Here is a 25,527-nt window from a genome sequence, read left to right as displayed (position 1 = left end):
GGAGGAATGCTGGTCGTTATATTACTTTATTGCTTTATTTGTTGACAGGAAGCTGTTTTGCAGTATAATGATACAGACAATGCCCACAATAGCGCCTATACCTACCAGGGCAGGGTTATTCAGCACCTCCATTAGCATATTTTGTGGTTGATCCTTCACGAAATATACAAATACCGCCGGAATGATGCTGCATACAAGCTGAAGATAAATGGTGTTACCCAGATTCCTGGTTTTCATATATATCCAGCACATAAGCACGGAAAAAGTGATAGAATAGAAAAAAGAATGAGGCGATAAACTGAAAGCCAGTGCAATACCTGCAACATTTAAGAAAGACTTGACCGGAGAATGGCTTTTGAGAAAGCTATCCAGCAATACACCTCTCATCAGGCATTCCTGGATAACAGGGTCAATGAGAAAGTATATGCAGCAATAGAATACAGGTCTTTCCAGGATAATACCGAATATGGGCTCCCAGGAATCAATTAAGCTAAGATGGAGCCATTCCTGTATGCCGAAAGTAACTATATAATGAACAAGCATCAGGAATGGGCCTGTGAATAATATGGCGGGGGATGGTATTTCGATACGGAACTTATAATCAGGTTCCACTTTTGTCTTACGGTGGTAGGTGTAAACCAGCGAGGTTAGCATCATGCAACAGAATAAGATAATCATCCATGTAGCCATCAGCAGGTTGTCTTCGATAAAGGAGCGGTTCATCAAATTTCCTATTGCACCACACAACAGGGAGAAAGCAGCTATCAGGGCGAAGTTGAAAACCGGTATCAGCCATGCCTGGCCGATTGTAGGGAAGTACTTCTTTTTCTCTGTAACGAGTAAAGGATCATCATCAAAAATAGACCGGGTTGATTCGGTTGTTTTCATACGTAGTTGGGTATAGGGGGAAATGAATATAGGGAAAGCTCCCCGGCTCTTAGCAGCCGGGGAAGTAATAATTGTATTTAAATAATATGTGTAATCAATCCATCCCGCAGTTTCGGTTCAAACCACGTACTCTTTGGTGGCATTACCTCTCCGCTATCTGCAATATCAAACAATTGCTGGATGGTAACGGGATACATGGCAAAGGCTACTTTCATTTCACCGCTGTCTACCCGTTTTACCAGTTCCCCGAGGCCACGGATACCGCCTACAAAGTCGATCCGCTTATCAGTGCGCTGGTCTTTGATGCCCAGTATTTTGTCGAGGATGTTATTGGAAAGTATAGTAACATCCAGGATGCCGATTGGATCGGTGGTGTAGGTGCCTTCCTTTGCTACCAGGCGATACCATCTGCCTTCAAGGTACATACTGAATTCGTGGAGCATCGCGGGCTGCTGTGGTAGGTGGCCCACATCTTCCACAGTGAAATCATAATCCAGGCGGGAGAGGAGTTCCTCTTTGCTAAGGCCGTTGAGGTCTTTCACTACGCGGTTATAATCCAGGATGGCGAGCTGACTGGCAGGGAAAATGGTAGTCAGGAAATAGTTAGCCGGGTTTTCCACTGAGGTGATCTTTCCTTCCTTGCTCAGGGCAGCTTGCACGAGACTGGCTGAGGCGGCACGGTGGTGGCCGTCGGCAATATAGGTAGCCGGTACTTTTTCCGCAAACAGGGAGGTAATGCTCTCGATGGCGGAAGGGGTATTAACTACCCAGATGGTATGCTGTATACCATCTTCCGCAGTGAAATCATATACCGGTTGGTTGTTTTCCTGCCATTGATCGATGAGGGCGTTAACTTCCGGTACATCGTTGTAGGCGAGGAATACGTTGCCGGTCTGGGCTTTCGTGGTTTTAATATGATTAATCCGGTCCAGTTCTTTATCGGGCCGGGTGAATTCATGTTTTTTAATGATGCCGTTATTATAGTCTGATATGGCAGATACGCATACCAGGCCTGTCTGGGCACGTTCGTTCATAACCAGTTTATAGATATAATAGGCAGCCTGAGGGTCGAGGAAGAGCGTGCCTTCATCGACGAAGCGGCGCAGGTTTTCTGCGGCTTTGTCGTATACCGGCTGACTGTGTGTATCCGTGCCTTCGGGGAGATCTATTTCAGATTTTGAAACATGATAAAATGAGTAAGGGTTACCGGCAGCCGCTGCTTTTGCTTCTTCTGAACTGAGTACGTCGTAGGGCCTTGCAGCTACTTTTGCTGCTAAATCTTCTTTAGGCCTTAATCCGTTGAAAGGTTTGATAATAGCCATAATGTAGAGATATGTGAATAGTAAATGTAATGATAAAAAAATTACGGATCGCCACTCACAGAGCAGGGGCTGACCTTTTGGTCAGCCCCTGCTCGTCAGGAATAAATGTAACAATAGATAATCGGGGAACTACTGAGAAGAAGATTGCCGGCGGCAGCATGCTTACAAATGCTTATCCAGCATTACCCTCAGCTCAGGGTCTGAAGGTCTTGGCGCATTGGCGGAAACAAGCCTGCCTTTCGGATCTACCAGTATGAAACGGGGAACGGCCGCGACGTATAGTTTTCGGATGAATTCCGATTCAAAGTTTTTTTTGTCGGTGATCAACTGGATTCCTCCCAGTTTATTGTTGCGAACATATTTTTCCCATTCTCCTTTATCGGCATCTATTGAAATGCTCACGAACTCAATATTTTTACCATGGTAATCTTTTTCCACCTGCTGCAGGAAGGGGATTTCTGCTTTGCAGGGGGAGCACCAGGTTGCCCAAACATCGATGTACACATACTTGCCACGAAGGTTTTTTAGCGCCACTTTCCGGTTGTCTACGTTTGCATAGTTGAATTCAGGGGCCATCGCATTGGAAGTCATCAACCCCAGTAGTTGTTTCAGTTCATTTTTTGCTTCCACATTGGAAGCAACTTTCATAAAAGTATTATACGCTTCATGACGTGTTGTTTCGTTCTTTGCTGTTGTCATCAGGAAAGCGGCCGGGTTATAGCTGAGATATTCTTTGATGAAGGGATCAGTGACCTCTTGTTGTACTATACGGAGCTTTGCCACATACATACCGCCATCGCGCAGGGTGGTATCACCCTGGTATTTGCCGTCACGTTGTCTCTTGAAGAATTCTTGTGTGAGATAGTCTTCCAGCCATTGACGATAAGCACCAGAACGTTTGAACAATGCCACTGGTTCGCCTGGATTTCCTCCTTCAAATGTTTTTTTATCCAGTTTTGCTCTTTCTTCGGGTGATAATCTTTTCAGATGTTTTGTTTCACCATCCGCACCAGGAAGGGAATCCCATCCATAACTAATAATGTAAACATTGACCAGGTTGCGGGTATAATAATCCAGGTCTTTTACTTTCAGTTCTTTGAGCGTAGCATCCTGCTCTTTATCAATCGGAGCCAGCATTTCTTTTTTGAAGGCTTCCAGTTTTCCTAGGAACTCGTCCGGCCCAACGAAGAATGCAGCTGCCCAGAATGTATTGCTATCCGCCATCGGAAGATACCTGGATAATGTTGCTCCTTTGTTGTTCAGCAGATCATCGGAAACGGCAGCGCTGTAGGGACTTTTTTGCGCAAAAAGACTGCCAGTCGCCAGGAGTAGTAAGGCGATCAGTGTTTGTTTCATGAGTATATTATTTTATTTGTGATTCAATTCCATTCCGGGATTGAACATTTGTACCCGCACAGGAATCTCGAATGTATAATTAGGACTATGGGACGCCAATCGGGCTTCCACCTTGTTTGTTTCTTTATTGATTCTTTGCACTTCAGGCATCCGTCCTTCACGGTCCAGCCTTTTCATATCGAACCACCTGAGACCGCTGAAAGCCAGTTCCCTTCTGCGTTCTGCAAATACTTTTGCCAGGGCATCTTCTGCGGAAGTTGCAGTTTGATCTGCATAATCGTCAGTTATGATTCGCTTCTTCCTGATCATGTTCACGATGTCCATCGCTTCATTGGGATGATTGTTCCTGGCCAGCAGTTCTGCTTTTGTCAGGTACATTTCAGGGAAACTGATACCGAAACTGTACTCGCCGGGGAAAGAAAGACGGATAATTTTGCCATTGCCGAAGGAAATGGCCAGGAAACTGTAACGGAGATCAGAACTGTTGAAATAAGTGTTGAGATCCTCCGAATAGACCATAAAGATGGGAGTGCCGGTTGAAGCCCGCTGCCAGAGTACTTCCGGGTTGAGATCATACACCGGCACGTCGTATGAGCTGGCATACGAGTTGTAATCCAGGAGTGTATGCGTGGCTTCCAGCGCCTTGTCGGTATAAATTGCAGCATTGGGAAAATCGCCCATATACAGATAGATACGGCTGAGCAAACCGGCGGCGGCATATTTCGTTAACCTGTACCTGTTCAGATTGGAGGCAGGCAGTACTTCAATAGCCGCCTTTACATCGGCAATGATGGCGTCCAGCGTTGCTTTTAAGCTGGAGCGGGCAGGCGCGGCGTCTGTTACATTAGTGCTCGTTACCATCGGCATACCTGGATCAGTGGCCGCCGTAGCAGGATAATAGGCCTTGGCAAAAACGGTCAATAATTCCAGGTAATTGTTTGCGCGGATCACCTTTGCTTCGGCTATCACTTTATCTTTTTCTTCTTTGGTCCCATCAGGAGCAGCAGGCACACCGTTGATGATCACGTTGGCATCATAGATACAGCGATAAATCGGTCCCCAAACATCAGGACTCGCCTTTTCATCGACGGTAAGTACCCGCTTCCAGCAATAGCCGTTGTTTGAGGGCGACTGGCTCGCTGCATCGGTTGCAATGAAAACATCATCCGTAAAATCGAGCAGATTGATAGGAAATGTCTGGACCATGGTAGGTGAGTTCAGCATACTTTCATAGTCCGCCAGTTTTTCGGGGATCACCAGTCCCTTTGGTTTTACATCCAGGTATTTATTACAGGCAGTAAAAGATACCGCCGAAAAAAATATCAATATGAAAAGATAGTTCTTCATGTAGTTCGTTTTAGAAAGAAGTGGAAAGCGTAAGGCTGTAAAAAGGTTGAGTTTCCAATGTACGCACCCCCGACACGCGATCAATCGCATCAGGATCGATATCATTGCCGCTGAATGTGTAGCGGAAAAGATTCTGTACCTGGAGACGCACCTGCGGATTAATCAATCCCATCTTTTTGAAATATCTTCCCCTCACATTGTAAGTAACGATGAGGTCCCTCAAGCGGATATAGTCCGCTTTACGCACAAACTGTGACGCATATTCGTAGCCAGACAAGGCGGTGGTTTGATAGTAGCCGGGAGCGGCGTCGTTTACATAACCGGGGATATTGGTGAATTTCTCATCGCCCGGTTTCCGCCAGAAATCAGCAGAACCCTTCAGTGGATTATTGGCGGACATACGGATATTATAGGGATTGGGTTGTTCCACTCTCATTACGTGACCTCCGTAATACATGAACAAAAACGAGAGATCAAAGGCGCCGATGCTGAACTGATTATTCAGTCCCAATACATATTTAGGAGTCGTGGTGCCGTTATAGATCAGGTCTTCCCGGGTTACGTCCACTGTTGCATTACCAAAAAAATCATAGAACTTAAGAACATTCTGATTACCCTTCCTGTCATATACAAAGGGTTGCCCCATTGCATTCAGACCGCCATAATTGTAGCTGTACAGCGCATTCATTGGAAGCCCCTGTACAAACAGTGCGCCGCTGGTGATCAAATCGGAGTGCGCAAATTCAGTGGCTTTTATGGCCAGCACCTTATTGTTGTTGAAGGAGCTGGTTACCTGCAATCGCCAGGCAAAGCGTTTTTTCATAACCAGTTGGCTGTTGACCTGGAATTCGAGACCACTGTTACGGATAGACGCAGTATTGGCATTGTACTGGTTAAATCCTGTTGTAGGATCTGCGTCGAGGTTACCGAAAACGTCTGTGCTTTTCTTTATGTAATAATCCACTGAGCCGGAGATCCTGTTGTTCCACAAGGTGTAGTCGACACCGAAATTGTAGTTCTGCGTGGTTTCCCAGCGCAGGGATTGATTTTCCGGAGAGAGCACGTCATTGTATTCAAGCGGTGAATTAAGCTTTGTGTTCAACCCTGATGAAAGGATCAGGAAGGCGCCGTTGTTGCTGTTTGGCACATTCCCGTTGAACCCGGTGGCTGCACGCACCTGCAGGTTCTTTGCCCAGCTCCAGTTTTCCGCAAATTCCTCTTCGCTCAAACGCCAGTTTACTCCGGCAGACCAGAGCGGTTTATATTTATACTTTGGATCTACACCAAACAGGTTCGACTGGTCAATACGGAAACTACCGGTCAGAATGTATTTGTCGCGATAGATATAAGTTCCCTGCCCGTAATAAGACATGAACCTGTTATCTATTTCCTTTTGATTGAAATAATCTGTGCTTTTGAAACGCCGGATGCCAAGTTCTTCATAAGGAGAGTTGGAAGTGGCGTTCAGCGCAGACATATTGATAGGCTTGCTGATAAGGGTTTGCCCGTTGTATCCGAAGAAGGAAGTTTTGTAAGATTCGGTGAGTGTTTGTTTTCTTTCCAGTCCAAGGATACCGGAGATATCGTGATCACCGGACCTATGGTTGAGGTTCAGCTGCAGACGTGCGGTATAGTTGGTTATGCGCTGATTGGTCTTCATCAGGATATCCCCTTTGGGCATATTGATGAAGAGAGCCTGGCCTGTAACCGGATCTTTCTTCGCCATGGCAGATACCAATGTGCGGGTTTTGTAAGTGTCTTCTGTTTGCAGCTGATCCAGTATTGTACTCTGGTTTTCATAGTTGCCGCCAAGGTCCATGTTTAACCAGTTGGTGACCTTCACATTAAATCTACCCTGGAAGCGGGCTCCAGACCCTTTGCTTGTATTGGTGTTTCCATACAATTCTTTGTAAGGATAATACCACTGATCATACAGGCCTGCGGCCTGCAGTGCATCATTCCGTTTTTTGGTGATGGCGCGGGACATATAATCGCGGCCGGGATCCAGGGACACCGCAAGGGCATTCCCATTTTCATCGGTGAGCCGTTCATAAGGGAGGAAGTCGGAATAGGCTGGTGTATTGCCGCTCAAATCTTTGAGGCTGAGGTAAGTTCCCCTGAAATCGAATTTCAGCCAATCAGTGAATTTAAATGTATTGGCGAGGTTGAGAATGATCTGTTTGTTTTCAGATCTCCGGTTCACCCCTGTTTCTGCAATATAATTTACGCCCATCATGTAGGTACTTCTATCCGTGCCACCGCTTACATCTAAATTGAGGTTGGTGGTCTGGCGATGCTGGTAGAACAACCGTTCATAATCTTTCAGATTATCATAGGAGCCAAGAGCGGCCAGTTTTTGATTCACCTGATCATCTGTAAGGAGAGGATTGGAAACAGACAGCTGTGTTTTACCGAACAGGATCTCTTCTACCGGGTTCATTTTGTAATAGCCCAATTCGTAGTTCTGAAAGGATGTTTGTTCAATATTGAATTTATCTTTTTGCAGTTGAACAAACTCGCTGGCAGGTGCATATTGCAGATAGCTGAAATCCGGCTTGGGCTGAAATGCCTGTACAACGCGCGCATTGAAGACTGGCTTACCCGATTTCCCCCTGCGTGTTTCCACTACTATTACACCATTGGAAGCGCGGACACCGTAAATGGAAGCTGCTGCCGCATCGCGCAGCACGCTGACTGATACGATATCCAGCGGATTAATAGTGCGCAGATCAATCTCCGTAGGAAAGCCATCCAGCACAATCAATGGTTTTTTCACCGCATCGAAAGTAGACACCCCTCTAATGGTCAGTTCACCGGTTTGACCGTTATACACCAGTCCCGGCACTTTACCCTCCAGGCTTTCCAAAAAATTGCCCGTTACCGCTGTGCGTTGCTGGTATTCTTTTTCAGACATTACGGAAGCGGCACCTGTAAGCTGTTCCTTTTTTATTTTTTGATACCCAGTTGAAATAGTGGAAACTTCTACTGCACCTAATACTGCCTCTGCCGGTTTTAGCGTAATGCTGATAGCGCCATTGTCAAGAATAGATGCTGTAATAGTAATGGTATACGTTTGATATCCGACAAAAGACACCGTAACAATATTGCCTTTGTTGACATGCAAACTGAGTGTTCCTTCTGTATTCGTTATGCCTGATTGCTTATTGTTTTTTACGGCAACAGATGCGCCTGCAAGTGGCCGGCCAAAGGAGTCAAGAATTTGAAACCTGACCGGTACAGGAATTTCCGATGTTAATTGATCGGAAGAAGATAGTGAGGATGTTTTTTTATCATTTTTTTTGGTAAGAAAAATGGTTTTGCCCTGGATATCATATTCAATTGGCAGATCTTTTAAAATCATCTTCAAAAAATCAGGAAGCGGTGAATCGTTCACAGAAACGGAAACAGTTTGGTTGGCAGGAATCAATTCGGGGTCATACGCCACTACATAACTGGTCTGCTTTTCGATTGCGGTAAAAACCTTTTTAAAAGGAAGATGCTTGCCTGAAAGTGTGATGGTTTGGGCTGTACCTGAGGTATAAGCGGACAGACTGACAACGAAAAGAAAAAGCATGAGTAGTCTCATAACTCGAATCATTTGAGTTGGCAGCCAGTTAACATGCCGGAAGAAAAACGGGGCATGCAGACACGAATTGCCAATAGCAATTTTTTGCATAATTTGCAATGTTTGGTTGAGAAAATGGATTCCTTCTTTTGGATCAGCCTACATCGCCGGGAGTGCTACAACACTTCCGGTTTGTTTTTAATGGCAGACCCCTGGTGTATAAAGTACCGTCAGGTTCAGACTTTATTTCCTTATGGCGATACAATTAACGTTCTGTCTTGTAATTTGTAGTGAATACCTAATTTTTCTAAGTTTTTTAATAGCCCTGTGAACGGAACATCCCTTGTCATTTTGCCTGCCAACCGCCTGGAGGGAATTGTGTTATTCTCATATACTACTTTAATATCATACCATCTCTCAAGCTGACGCATGATCTCCTGCAACGTTGCTCCATCAAAATAGATAATCCCGTTTTTCCAGGCGATTGCCTGGTCTATGTCTGCGGGCTGTACTTCCATTTGTTGTTTGGCAGGATTGTAAAATGCTTGTTTGCCGGGCTGTAATATGACGCTCTCGCGATATTGGTCACTATTACCGGCATTCTCATCGCGGGCAGTTGCTACAACCTTTACAGCGCCACTTATTAATGTTGTTCTTTGCACTTCTTCATTCGGATAAGCATTAATATTGAAGCTGGTTCCAAGTACCTGGATCTCTGTGCTACCTGTCTTTACTACAAAAGGTTGTTTACTGTTTTGCGCCACTTCCATATAAACTTCTCCGCTCACTTCTACTTCTCTTTTATCCACCGGGAATTTTGAAGGAAATTTAATACTGCTCGCTGCATTCAGCCAAACTTTGGTGCCATCGGGAAGAACCGCCTGGTACTGGCCTCCACGGGGTGTGGCGAGTTGCAATGTTTTACCAATGTCTGCAATGCGTTCTCCATCGTTGTAGGCAATAGTGGCTCCTACCGATATTCCCTGTTTATCATTTGAAAGGTTGATGGGTTGGTTGTTTCCAACTGTTAACACGGCCCGGTTGATACCGGGAAGAATTTCAGACGTAGCCGCAACCTGGTTGTCCGTTCCGGGGGATTTAGGTTGATGGCCGGAAAACAGCATAACTGCAACGGTTGTTCCAATCACGACGATGGCGGCCGCAGCCCACCACAAACCGCGAAGGAAATGTACACGATAGGTTGGTGTGATCGTATTTTTTCCAGACTCCGCATTAGCAGCTGTATACCGGGCAGCGAGAATAGCTTGCCAGACACCGGCTACATCTTCAGGATGAGAGGTAATGCTCTCCGATGCGTATGACTTTACAACCTGCTCGGAAATTGCCTGGTTTAAAGCATCATTCTCTGCATTCCTGATATATTCGAAAAGCTCCTGCAATTCAGCTTTTGAAGCGGTTTCGGAGATATAGCGCTCCCACAAACGTTGTATGTTTTGTTCTGAGTGATCCATGTCGTATAAAAGTGTGACGTATAACTAAAGGCCCAGTACTATCGGCATGTGAAATTTTCAGAAAAAAAATAAGTAATTGAATAAAATGAGATAAAGCAGGCCTTTGTCGAGTAGATGGTTTCGGATACTCTGAAGTGATTTAGCCATTTGATTGCGGACTGTATGACGGCTAATTGATAATTGATCTGCGATTTCCTGGTAACTTAATCGTTGTTCCTGCTGCAGCTTATAAATTATGCGCCGTTGTTCCGGTAACAGGGACACCGCTTCCCGGATATAGCCTTCGATCTTGCGGAGATCATATTGTCCTTCCTGGAAACTGACCTGGGTTCCATGCATGATAGCGCTGGCGACGTATTGCATTTCAATTTCGGTTTCCTGCCGTCTGATCTTGTCCAAACACCGGTTACCGGTCATTTTGTACAAATATGCCGAGGGATTTTCTACAGCGGCGATCTTCTCACGAATCACCCATAGATGAATAAAAACTTCCTGAACTACTTCATCAGCCCAAAACTCAGATTTGAGGAGTTTGGCTGCATACCATTTCAGCCGATCAAAATATTGGTTGAAAACTTCAGCGTAAGCGGCATCATCGCTTTGTGAAATGCGTGAAAATAAAGACCTGTCCCTATTAGTGCTGTCTTGGTTCAATTATTTGAAAATCAACAGTTAGTGTTGGAAATGTGTTGTAAACATATAATAAAATCGGGAAATGATATTCGACGGTGCGGTTCTTTATTCCTGAACGCATTGTAAAAGTTACTTAAAAGAACAGGTAAAAAAAGACGCCTTGGGTGTTGTTTAGCCTGCATACTGCACATTTTCGTGATTAGTGATGAGTCGCGTTTTCTCCGGCCAATGCAAAAGATTACAACCATTAAAAAAATCGGAACCATATAAAAAATATACGGCCCGCGAGGGCGGGCCGTATATTTTTCTGTTCTCGAGAAGCTAACCTTTTGGAGGCAGCCTCACTTATATGAATGTTTTCTTATGCTTTTTTCAGGGAGAAGTATTTCATGGCTTCCACCATTACTTCCACACTTTCATAAGGTAATGCGTTATACATAGATACACGGAATCCGCCGGAGAGACGGTGTCCTTTGATGCCAATGATATCTTCTTTTTTACAGAATTTCAGGAATTCCTCTTCCATTTCCGGCTTATCCATGATAAAGCAGGCGTTCATTTTACTACGGTCTTCTTTCACCACAGTGCCTCGGAATAAAGGGTTGTGATCAATTTCATCGTAGAGGAGTGCTGCTTTTTTGTCATTGATTTTCTCAATGGCAGGAATACCACCCTGTTCTTTCAGCCAGCGCAGGGTAAGCATGGAAATGTAGACAGCGAAAACAGGAGGCGTATTCAGCATAGAGCCATTATCAATATGATTCCTGTAATCGAGTATGGCGGGTATTTTGCGCGTTATCTTGCCCAGGATGCTTTTGCGTATAGCGACCATGGTAGCACCGGCGGCGCCCATGTTCTTCTGTACACCTGCATAGATCAGCGAGTACTTGTTAAAGTCCATGCTGCGGCTCATGATATCACTGCTCATATCTGCTACCAGGGGAACGTCGGTAACAGGCGTCATTTGCCACTGTGTACCATAAATGGTATTATTGGTGGTAATGTGCAGATAGCTTGCCTGTGGCGGAATGGTGAACTGTTTGGGAATATGATTGTAGTTGCTTTCTTTGGAGCTCGCCACAACGTCGGCGAAGCCAAACAATTTTGCTTCTTTGATGGCCTTGTTGGACCATACCCCGGTATCCACATAAGCGGCAGATTCACTGCTCTCCAGCAGGTTCATTGGCACCTGCATAAATTGCGTGGTGGCTCCGCCATGTAAAAAGAGTACTTCAAAGTCGTCATCAAGCTGCATCAGTTCCCTCACCAGGTTGCGCGCCTCGTCCATTACCGCGATAAACGGTTGCGTTCTGTGGCCAATTTCCAGTATAGACATGCCAGACCCTTCAAAGTCAATCAGAGCTTTACTGGCCTTGTACAATACCTCGTTGGGTAATACAGAAGGACCTGCGTTAAAATTATGCACCTTCATGTTGCGATTCAGATTAAATTCATTTTTTGATCTTTCCACTTTGTTTTGGTTTTTCTAAGGAAACGGAAAAAAAACGGCACGGGTGTTTTAAAACCAGTAAGGCGCGTGGTGTAGGATAGGCTAAAAGATGGTATAGGCAAAGATAAAATTTCTTTTCTAATTATTAAGTATTACCATAAATATTTTAACCAATTCACTCCTCCCGTACGGGTAGCCTGCCTTCCAGCCATTGCTGCTGCAATTGCTCTACCTCCTGTAACTCCACCGGCGTCAGGCTTGTATGGGTCAGGTCCTGTAAAGAAGGCTGCCCCGCATTTACCCAGGCAGTGTACCAGGCGGCAGCTACAGCTGCTATTGCGTTCTTCATGCGGCGTTCTACCATGTCGCCCATCGAAAGTGCATACGCTTTCGTATAGTCTTCAGCGTAAGTACGTATCAGTATCCCGTTGCGGTTTTCATATGCATAACGCCTGCCAGCAGGAAACTGTTCGCTTAACCGCTTTTCAAAGCGCAATACTGTATCTGCGGCCATTCCGCTCACCCGGATAATATCCCAGATATACTTGCGGGGCTCCGGGATATAGACCGCTTTCCCTGCCCAGTAATCGAATTCCTTATCCGCCAGCAGCTCCGGTATACGCGACTCCCACAGCCCATGGATGCCCTGCTGCCCCGTGAACTGCCCGTTGTGATTGGAGCAGGCGTGCAGCGGTACATGTGCATCCGCTATATAATGCCCCAGCTCTGCGGAGAGCCGTAATATGCGCTGCTGGTCTTTTTCCCGGAAAGCCTGCGTGAGCATAGCCAGCATCTTTTCAAGGTGCCAGGGCAGGATACCGTTGCGTTGCAACGAGTCGGCCGTATACTTTGCCACGGCATCTTTCCAGTTGCGGGGAATCTGCGCATAGGGCGGCTTGTCAAACAGATCAATGTCAATGTAATGCCGGGGCGCTTCCGCTGCCACCGCGTACCTGCGCTTGTCAGGATCGGTGGCATGCACGGTAATGTACTCCAGTTGCGGCTTATAGAGCACTATCATCTCCGGCGGTAAACAGAATACCGCCAGCCGGTTGATCCGCTGATGCGCAAAAAATCCCCATGCACAGCAAGCCGTACATGATAATATCATAGCCATAAAGCATACGGAAATTCGTATCCAGGTGTGGGTTAACATGTCACTATATTTTTTGGGAAGACGAATATAGCGAAAAAAAAGATGCTGATATTTTATCTCCAGGGATAATAAAATATCAGCATTATTATTTGAATAAATTTATATCTGAGTTACTTACAGGTGATTTGTAGATAACCGCAGCTTAGCCATGGACCTGCCTCTGACCTGCACGTGAAATGTACCTGATCGCGAAACCCACGTCAGATATGGGTTACACCACCACTTACGGCAAACTTCATCGCCTCTCCCGCAGATACGTTGGTCAGCGGCTTCACCCGGTCTTTCGGCACCATAAACACCTTACCCGTTATGGCGTAAGCATGTGGTACATATACCGCCATATAACCCTCGAGGCCTAAATTGGTCAGCTCTGTCTGCGTAATAAATCCCATCTCCCATACATCCACTCCGTAAATCTGGACCAGCACCGGATGATCAAACTTCTTCTTTTCACCTACAAACGCATCAAAAACATCTTTGATAGATGAATAGATGTACTTGATAAAAGGCGTACGCTCCAGCAGGTGATCAAACAGGTCGAAGATACGGCCGATAATAAAGGAGGAGCTGAGATAACCCACGGCAACGATCAGTATCAGTACCGCCGCAAATCCTACCCCCTTATACTTCAAAAACGCATAGGCTGCCCCCTCCGGAATCAACTCCTTCGGGATAATATTGTCGATGGTAACAAAAGCCCAGTACAAAGTCAGCGCAGTAATGCCAATGGGCGCCAATATCAGCAGTCCCTGGAAGAAGTAACGCAACAGTCTGGATGCAAATACTTTTAATCTAAGCTTTGGCGACATGGTTCGTGATTAGGGCTGCAAATTAGACAATAAAGCTTAAAGCAGGAAGCGGCTGTCACTTAAATGAATGTTGCCACATTCAAAAAAATATTACTGGAAACTTTGGAAGTTTGGAAAGTTTCCATAGTTTTGTTCCGCATAACACCAGGGTTAATGCTGTAAATTATGGAAGTACAGGAACGTATTATGGACACGGCTTTCGGCCTGTTTCGTCAGTTTGGTACCCGCTCGATTACCATGGATGACATCGCTGAAAGAATGGGCATCTCCAAGAAAACATTGTATGCCCATTTCACTGATAAGGATGACATGGTGTGTCAGACCATCAGCCGTTTCATTCATATCGTGACGGAAGAATGTATTGAAGACCGGAAAAAATCTAAAGACGCTATTGATGAATTGTTCCTCGTAATGGACATGTTAGACCGCCGCCTGCGAAATATGAACCCTGTTATTATACTGGATCTGCAGAAAGTTCATTCAAAAGCCTACCAGGCTTTCCTCGATTATCAGAATAATACCCTGGCTACCATGATCCGGGAAAATATGGAAAGAGGTATCCAGGAAGGTGTGTACAGACCCGATATCGACATTAAAATATTAACACAATACCGCATACATGGGTGTATGATCTGTTTTCAGCCGGAAGTTTTTACAGGTGTAAATGATATGAACAAAGTGCAGAAAGTGTTGCTGGAGAATTTTTTATATGGGGTGGCTTCTGTAAAAGGATACCAGCTGATTGAAGAATATAAACAACTATCGCAAAATAAATAACACTATGCTATCAATCAAAAGGCTCACCAGTATGGCTTTTGTAGTGTGGCTGCTGATAATGGCCACCGTCGCCGTTGCCCAGCAGCAGATTACGCCGGAACCTATCCGCCTGACTGCCAAAGAAGCGGTGGACTATGCACTGGCTAATAAAAACACTGTTAAAACCGCTAAACTGGATGAACTCATCCAGCTGGCCAAGAATAAGGAAGTCAGCGGTATGGCCCTGCCAAACATCGCTGGTACCGGTTCTTACCAGTACAACCCCATCACGCAGAAACAAATGTTTAATATGAGGAACTTTGGGTTACCCAAAGATTCCTTTACCGTTGTTTCCTTCCAGCTGCCGCATAACCTGCTGGGAGAAGTGAAACTCACCCAGGTACTCTTTGATCCGAGCGTACTCGTTGCCCTCCAGGCACGTAAAACACTGGAAGACCTGGTAGCACAGAACGTTACCAAAACAGAGATCGATGTAAAGGAAAATGTGTACAAAGCTTATTATAATGTACTGTCGGCCAATAAAGCACTGACCATTCTTTCCGAAAACATCAGTTCCCTGGAAAAGATTCTCGGTGAAACAAAAGAGATCTATAAAAACGGACTCGCAGAAAAGCTGGACGTAGATCGCCTGATCGTTCAGTTTACCAACCTGCAGACAGAACAAACCAAACTCCGTAACCTGATCGAACTGGGTACCGCCTCGCTGAAATACCAGATGGGCATGCCTTTGAAGCAGTCTATCACGTTAACGGATACACTGTCTACCGAACGTATCGTGGCAGATGTACTCGATATGGATAAATTCGATTACTCCCAAAGGATCGAATACCAGTTACTGCAAACACAGAAGAAAGCGAATGAATATGATCTGAAAAGATATAAGATGAAAGGCCTGCCATCCCTCCAGCTGTTCGGTTCTACCGGCGCGCTGAGGGGAAGTGATAAGTTCGACTACTTCCAGAACCAGATGTGGTACGGCTATGTAAACACCGGTCTTAACCTGTCTGTCCCCATTTTTACCGGACTACAGCGCAAACGGCAGGTAGACCAGGCATGGCTCACTGTAAAGAAAAGTGAAATAGCGATTGAAGATGCGAAGCTGGGAATAGATCTCGAAAGAGAACAATCGTCCTCTACTTTCCGAAACAACGTACTCACGCTGGAAGCACAGGAAAAGAATATGGAACTGGCACAGGACGTATATCATACCACCCAGATCAAATACAGGGAGGGCGTAGGTTCCAGCCTGGAGATGACAACGGCGGAAAACGACCTGCTCACCGCGCAGAACAACTATTTCACCGCATTGTTCAATGCAATTGTGGCTAAAATAGACCTGCTGAAATCATACGGCAAACTATAAGCTTAATCATTCAATCACCATTTCACTACTAACTATATGACTAAGAAATATGCTTTCCTGATCGCTTCCCTCACACTGGTGCTGGCTGCCTGCGGCGGCGGTGGCGATAAAGCGGCAAAACTCCAGCAGTTAAAACAAGAGAAAGTAAAGTATAATGAAGGTATCGATAAGAAAATAGCTGCTCTGGAAAAAGAAGTAGGCGTAAAAGATTCCAGCGCACAGAAAATGAAAGACGTTAGCGTGACCGCTGTAACAGATACCCTGTTTGAACATTACATCGATGTTCAGGGAAGTGTGGACGCCCGTGAAAACGTAAACGTGTCTGCCCGCGTACCCGGTGTAATCACCAGCATCCTGGTAAGAGAAGGACAAAACGTAAGCCAGGGACAAACACTGGCACAGGTAGATGACCAGGTACTGAGAGCCAATATGGCCGAACTCCGCACCCAGATGGAACTGGCGAATACCCTGTTTGAAAAGCAGAAGAATCTCTGGGCACAGAAAATAGGCTCTGAAGTACAATACCTCAACGCCAAAAACCAGAAGGAAAGCCTCGAAAGAAAGATGGCTACCCTGCAGGATCAGCAAGCGCAAACCCGCATCATTGCTCCTATCAGCGGCACCGTGGATGCCGTGATTGCCAAAGTGGGTGACAACGCCGCTCCGGGCGCACCAGCCTTCCGCGTGGTAAACGCCAATAACCTGAAAGTAACAGCCAATGTAGCAGAAGCCTATGCCGGGTTGCTGAAAACAGGCGACGACGTGATCTTATCTTTCCCGGATATTAACCGCGAGATCCGCACCAATATCAGCTTCGCTTCCCGGACCATCGATCCGCTGAGCCGCACCATCAAAATTGAAGTGCCGCTGAAACCGGATAATGTACTGCGTCCGAACATGATCGCACACATCCGGATCGTGGATTATACCGCCAAAAATGCGGTAGTGATTCCTGTAAGCGTAATCCAGTATACCGCCGGTAAACCTTATGTACTCATTGCACAGAACGCCAATGGCAAAATGGTAGCACAACGCAAAACCATTGAACTGGGCCGCACTTACAATGATAAAGCAGAAATAAAAAGTGGCTTGACAACGGGTGATAAAATTATCACCACCGGTTTTCAGGGGTTGAATGATAACGACCTGATTAAATTATAAGCTGGCTAAACAGCTAAAACCAAGTGTATGCAAGACAATCTCCATAAAGAATTTAAGCCTACCAGCTGGTCTATTGATAATAAGGTGAGCGTATACGTCGCCACCATTATCATTGCGTTAGCCGGTATCCTTTCCTATAATACCCTGCCGAAGGAACAGTTTCCGGAAGTAGTGTTCCCGCAGTTCTATATCAATACCATTAATGCCGGTACTTCTCCGGAAGATATGGAAACAACGGTGACCAAACCCATAGAAAAACAACTCAACGGTATCTCCGGTGTGAAGAAGATCAAGAGTACCTCCATGCAGGATTTCTCGGCGATCACCATCGAGTTCAATGCCAATGAAGATATTGAAGCCGCGCGTCAGCAGGTGCGTGAAAAAGTAGATGATGCAAAGAAAGACCTGCCGCAGAACCTCACCCAGGAACCGCAGATCATCAAGATGGATGTATCGCAGATTCCTATCATGAACGTGAATCTTTCTGGTGACTTCGATCTGCAAACGCTGAAGAAATATGCGGATGATATGAAAGACCGCATCGAAGCACTGAATGAAATTACCCGGGTGGAACTGGTTGGTGAGCTGGAACGCGAAATCCAGATCAACGTGGATAAATACAAGATGGATGCGGCGAAAATCAGTTTCGAGGATATCATTGGCGCTATTCAGGGAGAGAACATTACCATCTCTGGTGGTCTGGTGCCGATGGACGGACAAAAGCGTACCCTCAGTGTAAAAGGAGAATATAAAGATCCGGCCAGGATTGCGAACATCATTGTACGCGGACAGTCCGGCGCTACCGTATACCTGCGTGATATCGCGAATGTAGTAGACGGGTTCCTCGAACAGGAAAGCTATGCACGCCTGGGAGGTAAGAATGTAATCACACTGAACGTTATCAAGCAGAGTGGTAAAAACCTGATCGATGCATCTGATAAGATCCAGGAGATTACGAAAGATATGAAGGCAAATTACTTCCCGAAAAACCTGGAAGTAACCATCACGGCAGATCAGTCAAAATCGACCCGTGTAACGCTGCATGACCTGATCAACACCATTATCATCGGCTTCCTGCTGGTGACGGTTATCCTCATGTTCTTCATGGGTGCGGTGAATGCGATCTTTGTGGCATTGTCAGTACCGATCTCTATGTTCATCGCATTTTTGCTGATGCCGATATATGGGTTCACATTGAATATGATGGTGCTGTTTTCGTTCCTGCTGGCTTTGGGTATTGTGGTGGATGATGCGATTGTGGTGATAGAAAACGTGCACCGTATTTATAATCAGCGAAAGGATCTGGGAATTGTGAAAGCGGCCAAGATTGCGGCGGGAGAAGTATTCCTGCCGGTATTCTCCGGTACGCTGACAGTGTTGGCGCCGTTTGTGCCTTTGCTGTTCTGGCCTGGCGTAATCGGTAAGTTCATGTTCTTCCTGCCGGTAACACTGATTACCACACTGGGTGCATCACTGATAGTAGCGTACATCATTAACCCTGTGTTCGCAGTAGATTTCATGGACCGTCACGAAGGAGAGAACCATCCTAAACCGAAGTTCGATAAGAAATTCTCCATTCTTTCCGGGGTATTCGCGTTGATTGCGCTGGTAGGTTATGCCAATGGCAGCGTAGGTGTGGGCAACTTCGTGATCTTCCTTTACCTGATGATTGTGCTGGAACGTTTCTGGCTGGGTGGCGTGGCACGCCGCTTCCAGCATGGGTTCTGGCCCAAAGTACAGGAGCGTTACAAGCGGATACTGCAATGGTGTTTGCTGGGATGGCGCCCGGTATGGATTGTAGTGGCCACCTTTGTGTTACTCATCTTCAGTATTGTATTAACCGGCATCCGGAACCCGAAAGTGGTGTTCTTCCCGCAGGCTGATCCGAACTTTATCTATACCTATATAGAACTGCCGAATGGTACAGACCAGAAGTATACCGACTCTATCACACACCTGGTGGAAAACCGGATTACCAAAGTAGTGGGAACGAAGAATCCGATCGTGGAATCCATTATCTCCAATGTGGCGAAGGGCGCAGGAGATCCGTCGCAGATGGATATGAGTGTGCAGCCACAGAAGGGCAAGGTAACGGTGGCTTTTGTGGAGTTTGGCGCGAGAAACGGCCAATCTACGGTGCAATACCTTGATAAGATCCGCGACGCCGTAAAAGGCATCCCGGGTACCAATATCACGGTAGAGCAGGAGCAGGGCGGTCCGCCAACAGGTAAGCCTATCAATATAGAAATCTCCGGAGATAATTTTGATGAGCTGACCAATACTTCGTTCAGACTTAAGCGTTATCTCGACTCTTTGCAGATTGCCGGTGTAGAAGAACTGAAGAGCGATTTTGAGGCGAACAAGCCGGAGATCGTGGTGAACATTGACCGGGAGCGGGCGAATGCAGAAGGAATTTCTACCAAACAGATTGGTGGTACCCTGCGTACGGCGCTGTTTGGAGCGGAGGCCTCCAAGATCCGTGATGCGAAGGATGAGTATAAGATCATGGTAAGATTAAATGAGGAGCAGCGTAATAATATCAATAACCTGATGAACCTGAACCTGGTGTACAGGGACATGAATATGGGCGGAGCCATCCGGCAGGTGCCGTTGTCGGCCGTAGCGGATATCCATTATTCCAATACGTATGCAGGGATCCGCCGTATAGACCAGAAGCGGGTAATCACCTTGTATTCCAACATTTTAACGGGTGCGAATGCGAATGAGGTGGTACAGAATATCCAAACCTCGCTGAAGGATTTCAGTCATCCGAATTCTGTGCTGATTAAAATGACCGGTGAGCAGGAAGACCAGATGGAAACGATGAACTTCCTGATGATGGCCATGCTGGGGGCTTTCGGGTTGATCCTGATGATTATGGTGACCCAGTTTAACTCGATCGGTCGTCCGTTGATCATCTTTATGGAGATCCTGTTTAGTATTATCGGGGTGTTCCTGGGCTTCTCGATCTTTAAAATGGACATTTCCATTGTAATGACGGGGGTAGGTATTATGGCGCTGGCGGGTATCGTAGTGCGTAATGGTATTGTGTTGGTGGAGTTTACGGATCTGCTGATCCAGCAAAATATGCCGGTATATGAGGCGGTGGTGGAAGCGGGTCGTACCCGTATGACACCGGTAATCCTGACGGCGATTGCTGCTATTTTGGGGCTGATTCCGCTGGCAGTGGGCTTTAATATTGACTTTGCTGCTTTATTCAGTGAGTTTAAACCGCATATTTTCTTTGGGGGAGATAACGTAGCGTTCTGGGGACCTTTGGCCTGGACCATGGTATACGGGCTCATTTTTGCCACTTTCCTCACGTTGGTACTGGTACCGGTGATGTATGCGATGAATAAACGCTCAATAGATGTGTTAGACAGGTACAATCTGCCGCGTTGGATGAAGTATATTCCTTTCCTGGTATTGATTATCAAGTCGATATTCATGAAAAAGGCAGATGTGAGGAAGTTGCATGACCCGGCATATGTGTCGGACAAGCCTTATCATTTCTTCCCGGAACCTGAAGTAGCAGAGGAGGAGCCGTTGATAGGGAAGAAGAAGGTAGATGGTATTTCCGTTAATTAAGTTTTTTTTCAATACAGTGTAACAGTTGTAGGTTAACAGTCTCCGTCCCGATTCTTCGGGACGGATTTTTTTTGTATATTACAGCCGGAACGACATTTTTTCTTTCATTAACAAATTTTAACATTTGGAATGAGCGGCAATTGAAAACCCTTTATTACTTTTGACCCCTCAGACAGTTGACACGTTACTAGCCATATACAGCCTTAGCCTTATATGCCATATGATAAGTAAGAAATAAGATATTAAAAGACAATCTTTTGAACAGTTAGGCCAATCAGCCTGTAATAATAGATAGAACTAAGCAGAGAAATAAGATAATAGCACAGCTTTCTTGACAATAGCGAACCGCCATTAAAAGAATACTAAGGCGTAAGATTGGAAGACCATGGAGTACGTAGCATCATTAGCGTTTGCTAAGGAGAAGGACCAACAGGATCCCTTAAATAAATTCAGAGAACATTTTTATTTTCCACAACGTAACGGAAAGGATGCTATTTATTTATGCGGTAACTCACTCGGACTACAGCCAAAGAATGTGAAGGCAGCCATAGAGCAGGAGTTGACAGATTGGCAACAATGTGCGGTTGAGGGCTATTGGGCGGCGAAGAATCCATGGTTATATTATCAGCAATATTGCAGTAAGCCACTAGGGGCTATACTGGGTGCGAGTCAGCAGGAGCTGACGGTGATGAATACGCTGACGGTGAATCTGCATCTGATGATGCTTAGTTTTTACCGGCCAAACAAACAGCGGTTTAAAGTGTTAATGGAAGCAGGCGCTTTTCCGAGCGACCAGTATGCAGTGGAGACGCAGGTGAAGTTTCACGGATTTGATCCGGAGAGTGCGATCATCGAAGTTTCCCCCCGACCCGGAGAACATTTGATAAGATTAGAAGATATTTTGGAGATTATTACCAAGGAAAGTGATAGCTTAGCATTGGTTTTATTTGGAGGTATAAATTATTATACCGGACAGTTTTTTGATATACCCGCTATAACAGCAGCCGCGCATAAGGCCGGCGCTTACGCAGGTTTCGACCTGGCACATGTAGCAGGAAATATTCCGGTAGAGTTGCACAATTGGGAAGTAGATTTTGCCGTTTGGTGCTCTTATAAGTACCTGAATGGTGGACCCGGCGCAGTAGGAGGCGCATTTGTGCATGAGAAACACGCCAGCAACCGAGATTTTGTAAGATTAGGGGGTTGGTGGGGCAATGAAGAGAGTGCACGTTTTAAAATGGAGAAAGGGTTTGTGCCAAAAAAAGAAGCTGAAGGATGGCAACAGAGCACCGCTCAGGTGTTTAATATGGTTAGCCTGAAAGCCTCCCTGGAATTATTTGAAGCGGCCGGTATCGGCGCTTTGCGTAGCAAAAGCGAAGGAGTGACCAATTATCTTGAATTCCTTTTGCAACAGTTAAACGGCATAAATTTCCAGATTATAACACCGAAAAATTGTAATGAACGTGGCGCTCAGTTATCTTTGTTGTTCCTAGACAAAGGTAAAGAGATACATCAACGGATGACCGATGCCGGTATAATCGTTGACTGGAGAGAGCCCGGAGTTATCAGGGTATCACCGGCACCCTTATATAACTCCTATCAGGACGTATTTCATTTTTATGAAATCATAGCTAATATTGCTTCAAACGCTTAATTAAGTAAGATGACTTTTGAGAGAAACGAACGCCCCCGCAGGCCTTATTCTTCTGATACCAACAAAGAGAATGATCCCAATAAGGAGAAAGGCGATGACAAACCCAATTTAAATAACGAGCGGGAAGGCGGCAAACCCGACTACAACAGTGGAGGCTCAGAAGGGCGCACTGGCTACAATCGAGAAGGCGGATATCGTCCGCGTACTGACTACAATCGTGATGGCGGCTCAGGTGGCGGCTACAACCGTGAAGGCGGTGGTGGTGGTTACAACCGTGATGGCGGTGGTGGTGGCTACAACCGTGATGGTGGTGGCAATAATTACAACCGTGATGGCGCAGGTGGCGGCTACAACGGTGGTGGTGGATACGATCGCGGCGGAAGCGGCGGTGGTGGCTACAATCGCGGTGGTGGTGGTTACGGCGGCGGCGGTGGCTACAACCGTGATGGCGGTGGTGGTGGTGGCTACAACCGTGGTGGTGGTGGCGGCTACGATCGCGGCGGCGGTGGTGGTGGCTACGATCGCGGCGGAAGCGGCGGCGGTGGCTACGATCGCGGCGGTGGCGGCGGTGGTTACAATCGCGGCGGTGGCGGCGGTGGTTACGATCGCGGCGGTGGCGGCGGTGGTTATGGTCGCGGCGGTGGCGGCGGTGGTTACAATCGCGGCGGTGGCGGCGGTGGTTACGATCGCGGCGGCGGTGGCGGTGGTTACAATCGCGGCGGTGGCGGCGGTGGTTACGATCGCGGCGGCGGCGGTGGTGGATACAATCGCGGCGGTGGCGGCGGTGGTGGATACCGTGGCGGCGGAAACCCAAGACAGGGTGGAAGACCTCAGCGCTTTGAACCAAAACCTGACAATAAAATATACTTTATCGCACTGCTGCCAACTGCAGAAGTAGGTAAAGAAATCATAAAAATCAAACAGGAATTTGCAGAACAATATGGTCCTATGTACGCACTGAAAGTGCTTCCGCATATTACCCTGCAGGTACCTTTCACGGCTGATCCGGCACTGGAAAAAGCTTTCTGCGATGAACTGACAGAGTTTGCCAAAACACAGGCTCCTTTCGAAGTTTCCCTGAAAGGCTTTGGTACATTCCCGAATAAACAGAACCGTGTACTGTTCATCAACGTGGAGAAAAGTGAAACCATGTCTGCAATGCACCGTCAGCTGATCAACTTCCTGCGTAAGGAATTTGGATTCAGTACGATGCTGGCACGTACAGGATTTACACCACACGTTACCGTGGCCTTCAAAGACCTGGAAGATGATCAGTTTAACAAAGCATGGCCTGAATATGAGAACAAGGAATACGAGGCCACCTTTAAGGTGAACAACCTCTACTTCCTCCGTCACAACGGTAAATCATGGGAAGTGCTGCAGAAATGCAAATTAGGTGGCGCGTGATAAATGCCCATCTGTAAAATAACGAAAGGCCTCCGCAAGTGCGGGGGCCTTTTTCGTTTTTAAACACAGACAGTATAACAGTGTAGGATATACGAAGTTTATATCATTTTACTGTTTTACTATCTTACCGGATCCTTTTACCGAGGATATTACCCTGGCCTCACCGGTATAAAAAATATTGCCGCTGCCGAATATTCTGGCATCCAGGTTTTTACGCACATACAATGCATGCTCGCCGGAACCCCGGATCGTGACGGTAGCCGTTTGTACTTCCAGGTTCATCGCAGATACATTTCCACTGCCATTGATATCACTGATGAAAGTATTGGCAAACCCACGCATATTGATATTGCCGGAGCCGTTGATGGTGGTGTTCAGGTTCGAAGCATCCAGTATCAATGCTGCATTGGCACTGCCATTTAATTCATATTTGAAGAGGGAAGTATGTATGGTATCCTGATTATCCAGTGAACCGGAACCGTCAAATTTAATCCGTTGAAAAAGCGGGTTGTGTACATAGATGTGAATAGGCTGATGGTGCTTGATACTCACCCGGTTTTTTATACGTACAAAGAGGGTTGTACTACGCATACCGGTTTCTATTACGCTTATAATGTTATCTTCTGCCTTGATTTTCACTGCAGCATTTTGCTCCTGTACCAGGTGCACCTCAAAAGGGCCTGATATTTCCACATCTGTGAAAGGGCCGGTGCTACGGGTTTCCGTTACCACATTGCCGGAACCGGAAACGTTGTCTTTGGTACAGCTGGATAAAATAATACTGAAGATGGCAATCATCAGCAGTAACCATCCAATGCTAAGACTGGTATATGTAATTATAAATTGTCTTTTCATAAACATCATTTTTAAAGGGGTTACTTTAAGAAATGACGTTTATTAAAACCCTTACCCCTACGCGGGGTATGAAAGATTAAATAAAGAGAGGGCTATAATGAAAGAAGCCGGCCGTACAGACGTACGGAACCGGCTTTTTGATTAACCCCTATGAAAACAAACTATTGCTCTTGTTTAATGTGCTAATTTAATTTCTCCCAGATCAGTGGACTTTCCATTGTCCACTTTAACATCTGTAACAGTTGCAGGTTTAAATGGTGCTTTCGCTCCTATAATAACGGTATATGCTCCTGCTTTCGCATTTTGAAAATTAAAGGCGCCATCCGTAACAGCTGATGTTAATGTATCTGTTCCCTGAATGGCCCAGGCTTCTGTAGCTCCTTCTGCCGGTGTTACTTTACCTGCTATGGTTCCTCCATCAACGCCTTTAAAAGCAAAGGCTCCAAACGCTACAGCTGCAAGTGCTAACATGCTTACTTTTATCTTCTTCATAGCTTACAATTTTAAACGGTTTAACAATAAAGGTTACATGGTAAGTAAAGATTAAAGCATGTTTTATAAACTGTTTTTAGATAGTAAAAGAACTTGTTGTTGTAACTGATTTTGCAAACACGGTGCCATAATATTTTGACCCTGTGCCATTTAACATATCTTTTGGAAGACGTTAACAAACCGGCGTTCATCATATGAAACAAAAAAAGCCCCGTCCATGCGGACAGGGCTC

At 46.0% G+C, this 25,527-nt stretch carries 18 protein-coding genes; 6 read left to right on the top strand and 12 right to left on the bottom strand.

What is annotated here, in order from left to right; all coding sequences use genetic code 11:
- Positions 1–21: 21 nt before the first annotated feature.
- The 10 genes from BMW79_RS01095 to BMW79_RS01050 all read right to left on the bottom strand — a co-directional run bounded on the left by BMW79_RS01095 (position 22) and on the right by BMW79_RS01050 (position 13,998).
- Positions 22–888 (bottom strand): CPBP family intramembrane glutamic endopeptidase, encoded by an 867-nt coding sequence (locus tag BMW79_RS01095; protein WP_089889401.1) that lies wholly within the window; start codon positions 886–888, stop codon positions 22–24.
- A 77-nt stretch (positions 889–965) separates the two neighbouring features.
- Positions 966–2,210: a DUF1015 domain-containing protein gene (locus BMW79_RS01090; RefSeq protein WP_089889398.1), complete on the bottom strand. Its 1,245-nt coding sequence runs from the start codon at positions 2,208–2,210 to the stop codon at positions 966–968.
- Positions 2,211–2,372: 162 nt separating this feature from the next.
- Complete coding sequence (locus tag BMW79_RS01085) at positions 2,373–3,566, bottom strand: TlpA family protein disulfide reductase (RefSeq protein WP_218150263.1); 1,194 nt, start codon at positions 3,564–3,566, stop codon at positions 2,373–2,375.
- A gap of 12 nt (positions 3,567–3,578) precedes the next feature.
- Positions 3,579–4,913, bottom strand: a complete 1,335-nt coding sequence (locus BMW79_RS01080; RefSeq protein ID WP_177192007.1) for a RagB/SusD family nutrient uptake outer membrane protein — start codon at positions 4,911–4,913, stop codon at positions 3,579–3,581.
- A gap of 10 nt (positions 4,914–4,923) precedes the next feature.
- Positions 4,924–8,499 carry a SusC/RagA family TonB-linked outer membrane protein gene (locus tag BMW79_RS01075; protein WP_177192006.1) on the bottom strand — a complete coding sequence of 1,192 codons (3,576 nt, stop codon included), beginning with the start codon at positions 8,497–8,499 and terminating at the stop codon, positions 4,924–4,926.
- Positions 8,500–8,729: 230 nt separating this feature from the next.
- A complete protein-coding gene (locus BMW79_RS01070; RefSeq protein ID WP_089889390.1) occupies positions 8,730–9,950 on the bottom strand; it encodes a FecR domain-containing protein in 1,221 nt (406 codons plus the stop codon).
- Between the two features lie 57 nt (positions 9,951–10,007).
- Entirely contained in the window at positions 10,008–10,604 is a 597-nt protein-coding gene (locus tag BMW79_RS01065) for an RNA polymerase sigma-70 factor (protein WP_089889387.1), read from the bottom strand.
- 340 nt (positions 10,605–10,944) lie between these two features.
- Positions 10,945–12,054: a 3-phosphoserine/phosphohydroxythreonine transaminase gene (gene serC / locus BMW79_RS01060; RefSeq protein WP_245752345.1), complete on the bottom strand. Its 1,110-nt coding sequence runs from the start codon at positions 12,052–12,054 to the stop codon at positions 10,945–10,947.
- 154 nt (positions 12,055–12,208) lie between these two features.
- On the bottom strand, positions 12,209–13,150 hold the full coding sequence (locus tag BMW79_RS01055) for a zinc dependent phospholipase C family protein (protein ID WP_089896734.1): 942 nt from the start codon (positions 13,148–13,150) through the stop codon (positions 12,209–12,211).
- 239 nt (positions 13,151–13,389) lie between these two features.
- Entirely contained in the window at positions 13,390–13,998 is a 609-nt protein-coding gene (locus BMW79_RS01050; protein ID WP_089889381.1) for a DUF502 domain-containing protein, read from the bottom strand.
- Positions 13,999–14,163: 165 nt separating this feature from the next.
- On the opposite strand from BMW79_RS01050, the gene BMW79_RS01045 reads away from it, so the two are divergent.
- The 6 genes from BMW79_RS01045 to BMW79_RS34200 all read left to right on the top strand — a co-directional run bounded on the left by BMW79_RS01045 (position 14,164) and on the right by BMW79_RS34200 (position 23,948).
- Positions 14,164–14,775, top strand: coding sequence for a TetR/AcrR family transcriptional regulator (locus tag BMW79_RS01045; RefSeq protein WP_089889379.1), 612 nt, complete (start codon positions 14,164–14,166; stop codon positions 14,773–14,775).
- Positions 14,776–14,779: 4 nt separating this feature from the next.
- Positions 14,780–16,138, top strand: coding sequence for a TolC family protein (locus BMW79_RS01040; protein ID WP_089889376.1), 1,359 nt, complete (start codon positions 14,780–14,782; stop codon positions 16,136–16,138).
- A gap of 36 nt (positions 16,139–16,174) precedes the next feature.
- A complete protein-coding gene (locus tag BMW79_RS01035) occupies positions 16,175–17,299 on the top strand; it encodes an efflux RND transporter periplasmic adaptor subunit (protein ID WP_089889373.1) in 1,125 nt (374 codons plus the stop codon).
- 27 nt (positions 17,300–17,326) lie between these two features.
- A complete protein-coding gene (locus BMW79_RS01030) occupies positions 17,327–20,887 on the top strand; it encodes an efflux RND transporter permease subunit (protein WP_089889370.1) in 3,561 nt (1,186 codons plus the stop codon).
- A gap of 385 nt (positions 20,888–21,272) precedes the next feature.
- Entirely contained in the window at positions 21,273–22,541 is a 1,269-nt protein-coding gene (gene kynU, locus BMW79_RS01025) for a kynureninase (protein WP_089889367.1), read from the top strand.
- A gap of 9 nt (positions 22,542–22,550) precedes the next feature.
- Positions 22,551–23,948: a 2'-5' RNA ligase family protein gene (locus BMW79_RS34200; protein ID WP_245752344.1), complete on the top strand. Its 1,398-nt coding sequence runs from the start codon at positions 22,551–22,553 to the stop codon at positions 23,946–23,948.
- 108 nt (positions 23,949–24,056) lie between these two features.
- Here the strand turns inward: BMW79_RS34200 and BMW79_RS01010 are convergent, their stop codons facing one another.
- Positions 24,057–24,803: a head GIN domain-containing protein gene (locus BMW79_RS01010; protein ID WP_177192005.1), complete on the bottom strand. Its 747-nt coding sequence runs from the start codon at positions 24,801–24,803 to the stop codon at positions 24,057–24,059.
- A 174-nt stretch (positions 24,804–24,977) separates the two neighbouring features.
- Entirely contained in the window at positions 24,978–25,295 is a 318-nt protein-coding gene (locus BMW79_RS01005) for a carboxypeptidase-like regulatory domain-containing protein (RefSeq protein WP_089889354.1), read from the bottom strand.
- Positions 25,296–25,527: the final 232 nt, after the last annotated feature.

The organism is Chitinophaga arvensicola (assembly GCF_900110835.1).
GTDB classification, from domain to species: Bacteria; Bacteroidota; Bacteroidia; order Chitinophagales; family Chitinophagaceae; genus Chitinophaga; species Chitinophaga arvensicola.
The sequence above is the reverse complement of the archived record's forward strand: the minus strand, read 5'-3'. Positions and strand labels throughout refer to the sequence as shown.